Source organism: Mesorhizobium sp. M1E.F.Ca.ET.063.01.1.1, assembly GCF_003998155.1.
In the GTDB taxonomy this organism is placed as follows: Bacteria; Pseudomonadota; Alphaproteobacteria; order Rhizobiales; family Rhizobiaceae; genus Mesorhizobium.
Window position 1 is genome coordinate 111,290 of record NZ_RZSC01000001.1, and the last position, 2,877, is coordinate 114,166.

The following is a 2,877-nucleotide window of genomic DNA, read 5'->3' on the forward strand; positions in this document are numbered from 1 at the left end:
AACGTCCTCGAGCGCAATTGCGCGCTCGCCAAGGAGCTGTACATCAACGTCACGCCGGCGTTGGTTCTCGGCGACGAAGTGATTTCAGGTGTGCTCAAGATTCACACGCTGGAACGCTTCATCGCCAAAGAGCGGGAAGAAGCTAAGCGTCGTGCCGGATCACCAACTTCGGCATTTTGACAGCGTGGCGGCCGGTGCGATCCCGTTCTCTGGCCACGAGTGCCGCCTCTCGCGTCGGGCCAAATCTCTTATATGGCCCGGCAACGCGGTAGTGGGCGGACCAAGCCGTTCTATGCAGCGCACCAGACAAAGGGCAATGACCAAAGCCGTCCCGGACATCGCATCGGAGTTCAACGTCTTTGCACCATGCCCAGCAATGGTCGCCGCGACAAACAACGCCTGCAAACGGGCGCTGTGAGCCGCCGTCGTTCAACGAAAGATCATCAACGGAGGTCCCGAGGAGGCCCCATGAATCGCTGCACATCAGCATTTGCAATTCTTGCTTTCGGCACGTTCTGCACATCGTCGACCATCGCCATGGCGGCGCATTCGACCACCTATTCAGCGCCCGACAAGAGCGTCGTGTTTCTTGGTGGCGTTGGCTACACCTGGCTAAAGGGCAACGAGCTTTTCTACGACGAAGTGGGCAATCGTATCAGCAAATTGATCTGGGAAACCGGCGCGCCGGTTCTGACCACCGGGCTAAAGGCCGAGGTCTGGAAGAACTGGACCATCTCAGCCAACGGCGTATTGCCGGACAGGATTGGTCGGATCAGTCAATCCACCCCGACACCCGCCTTGACCGCTACATCAACCTTGACATGGCAGCAGGCCCAGACTTCGTGATCAACGATGCCACGGTTATCAACCTTCATGGTGGCTTCAAATACACCAACATGAAGTGGAAGGCCTATGGCGGTTCGTACATATAGAGTGGGGACGGCTTCGGCTTTCGCGAGGATCGCGGCAAGTTCCCGGACGGCGAACCGGTCATCGATTACGAACAGCGCTATTTCGGCCTGTTCCTTGGCGCGAAAGCGACCACGACGCTCGGGAACTTGACGCTCTCGGGTCTGCTCCGCAGCGGCTTCACCGTTGATGCAAGCGCTGTTGACCATCACTGGCTGCGCGAGGAGGGGCGCGGCCTGCGATTTGAGGACGACTTCTTCACGGTGCCGTTCATCTCGGCCGGCGCCAAGATCGATTATCAGATGACCGACCGCGCCAGCGTCTTCCTGGCCGGCAATGTCGACAAATATTTTCGCAACAAAGGCTAGAAAACGGCCTACAGCATCGCGACCGGCGAACAAGGAACCCACAAGGATAGCGCTGGCATGGACTTCTATGCCTTGACCCTGTCGGCCGGCTTCAAGCTGACGTTTTAAGCGCAGTCATTTCTGACGCTGAGCACGTAAGACCATGCGTGCATTAAGGACGCACAATGCCTCTGCGCGCAATCCATTCAATCGCGGCTATCCAAGCGGCGCCGACGTCGGCCAGAATCTCAGGATTGTCCGGGCGGTCCGCCAGGCCTGGTATGGCCGGCGTGGAGGTGTTGTCCGCCGGTCATCCCGTCGATTTTAAGGTCCCGACGGCCGTCTGGCACCGGTGCGCGAGCCGCCAGAAAAGCGTGGCCTTCCGCGCGATCCCGAAGCCACAAACCGTGAGAACCCGTGCGACACCGCCGCATCACGTCGTGTCGTGCATCGATGCCAAGCGGCTCGGCGTTGAGCTCGCCGCACGCCAGAATAAACTTGGCGCTCCTCAAGATTGCAGAGTCAGGCTAGTGGGTTGCGTCCCGCGGCGTCGTCTCCCAGCGTCAACCGGATCGTCTCGGCAATCTCCTCATCGGGCGCGCCGGGACGCGGTTCATCGTAAAGGCTATCGAGCCGATGTTCGGCAAAGCGCCGACGCAATGTGCCCACTGTGTTGGGCGTTGCACCAAGGCGTAAGGCAATTTCCTTGTTCTACATCCTCTCGCTGGCCAGCAGCACTATCCGCGCCCGTCGCGGCAGGCCTTGCGCCGTGCCTCGACGCCGGACCAGACCCTCCAGTTCACTCGGCTCTGCTGCGGAGCCAGCGCCTTGAGCAGCGGCCAACCTGGACTCGTCCCGTCCTCGAAAAGCAAATTGTTACGCAGATGCTTGTCCACCCTGACCCGAGCCATCCTCCTGCACGCTTTCGCCGTTGCGCGCGACGAAGACCGCAACGCTTCATCGCGCTTGGCGTAGCGGCACCAGGGACCGCCCATCGAATGACTCATGCGAGGCATCTCAAGGCTGTCCGCGGTCCAGCGCCAGATCCGCCTCGCCCGAGGCGCGCAGAGCTGGCCGGTTGTGCAGGAGCCGTAGGCAATATTCGCCGTGCTTGTTCGGATGGGTAACGCTTGCGTCTCCCGTCGCATTCTACCTCGCTTTCCGAACGTAGCCGTGATGCGAACTCTTGCTGCATATAAAGTCGAATCAGGGGGATTTGGATCATACGATACGGAGGCTTGACTTTGGCAGTCGCTCTGCGACGTTACCTATATAAAGGTCGAAATGAGGTGATATGGCTCATGGATAGGTCACGGAGACCCGAATGACGGCAACGCATAAACGCACCTATTCGCGCTACGCGATGGAAGCGCTTGGCCTTTTCGGTAAGACCATCCGGCTGGGCCGGATGCAGCACCGGTTAACCGCACAGGAGTTAGCCGAGAGAATCGGTGTTTCACGCAGCACCCTGCAGCGCATCGAGAAGGGCGATCCCAAAGTCGAAATCGGACTGATGTTCGAAGCTGCTGCCATTGTCGGTGTGAAGCTGTTCGATGCGGACGGCAAGGGCATCACAGCCCTCACAGGCCGCATGGACGATCGCATCGCGCTGCTGCCGAAG

General features: G+C 59.6%; 2 protein-coding genes and 2 pseudogenes. All 4 read left to right on the plus strand.

Annotated elements, in window-relative coordinates; translation table 11 throughout:
• A pseudogene (locus tag EOA29_RS41050) lies at positions 1–180 on the plus strand (disulfide bond formation protein DsbA); the annotation flags it as partial.
• A 288-nt stretch (positions 181–468) separates the two neighbouring features.
• Positions 469–846, plus strand: a complete 378-nt coding sequence (locus tag EOA29_RS42675) for a hypothetical protein (RefSeq protein ID WP_236387759.1) — start codon at positions 469–471, stop codon at positions 844–846.
• Positions 810–1,277 (plus strand): annotated as a pseudogene (locus tag EOA29_RS42680) (omptin family outer membrane protease). The gene EOA29_RS42675 and the pseudogene EOA29_RS42680 overlap by 37 nt, the downstream one beginning before the upstream one ends.
• A 1,303-nt stretch (positions 1,278–2,580) precedes the next feature.
• On the plus strand, positions 2,581–2,877 hold a 297-nt coding region (locus tag EOA29_RS00550; protein WP_245468308.1), incomplete at its 3' end, for a helix-turn-helix transcriptional regulator.

Bases quoted from the DNA above. Each gene is read 5' to 3' on its own strand.
- EOA29_RS42675 (WP_236387759.1), top strand. From the start codon at position 469: ATGAATCGCTGCACATCAGCATTTGCAATTCTTGCTTTCGGCACGTTC.